At 35.5% G+C, this 1253-nt stretch carries 1 protein-coding gene; it reads right to left on the reverse strand.

Features of this window, described 5'->3' with window-relative positions; genetic code table 11:
- Positions 1-34: 34 nt before the first annotated feature.
- Positions 35-1147 carry a hypothetical protein gene (locus R7Z77_RS23970; protein WP_318136874.1) on the reverse strand — a complete coding sequence of 371 codons (1113 nt, stop codon included), beginning with the start codon at positions 1145-1147 and terminating at the stop codon, positions 35-37.
- Between the last annotated feature and the right edge of the window lie 106 nt (positions 1148-1253).

A 1253-nucleotide genomic window follows, 5' to 3' on the forward strand; every position in this document is an offset into this window, starting at 1 on the left:
TCTGTCGCACTAACATTTGTAAACGATCACTGGATCACATTGTTTTAATTCTGAAATTGGCTGCGGAATGACGGTTCAACCTCAATCTTTCTTGATAATACTCTTTAAGCTTTAAATCAGATTCTGCACCAAAGTCATTTGTGTAGTGAAAAATAACTAGTTCCTTTCCATCATCTTCTATACAAGAACGGAATAGGCCATTAATATGCCCGTCATCCACATTAAAACCATAGCCTATAACTGCGACTACATCAGACTCCTTTAGGTTATTGTATAATTTCACATAACGTTCAGACATTTTAATTGATGTGAGAGGTTTAATCCCACTTTGAGTAAATAAAAATGGAACTGTAAAATGCTGACTATCGGCTGAGATTTCTTTAGATACAATAGTATTTAGGTAAGGATCATAGCAGTCATCAACTGAACCATTCAAATAATAAACATCTTCATCTGATATTGTTCCGATAAAGTTGTTATAGTTCGTTGTACCAATAGCCTTAATTTCATGCTCTTCTTTAATATTTAGAATATCATGATAGTAACCATCACCACTTATTATTTTCTCATGGAATTTATCAGCTATAGATGATATATATCGTTGAGCCGTATTCAAAAATATATTTATCTTGCAAAATTTGGCCCAATCTGTTTTTGGGCTATAAAGATAGCGCCAGTTAGAATCAATCAGTGATTGATAGTCTAGTGAAGCAGCAAAGATATCTTCAAGAATTTCTAGGGCAAATGCACATATAAGGTGTTCATCACTTGTATCAGCTGTTATTGCAATTGGCTCGCCATCTAAGATAACTTCGAGGCCTGTCAAACCTGCCCCTCTATAATCTAAAGAAAAAATAGCCCCGAGATCATCAAATATGTCAATCTCATCAGGTTTCTTTTCAAAAATGCCATCATTTAAATTATGCACTAATTCTTCGCCACAAGCCCCTATAAGCAGCTCAAGGACAGAACGACAAAAGTCACGGCACCTTTTTCTTATAAAGAAGTTTTCATCCGTGGATGGGAGCTCAAGTGCTTTCAAGTAACTCGAGAAAAAGTCGCTTGAGAACAGTTGATTATAATCTCCCAAAATACCAGAAATTCTAATTTCATGGCTAAATGTTTCTGAACCAAATGATATACCCAAAACCCTTTCAAAAGCTTCGCGTATGTTTCTGGCTTTGTTGCGTAATTCGATGGAACTAAATCAGGAAGTTACGATCTGATCGGTTACATCAGTTAATCATCGTAGC

The sequence above is a fragment of the Vibrio sp. 1401 genome (assembly GCF_033340295.1).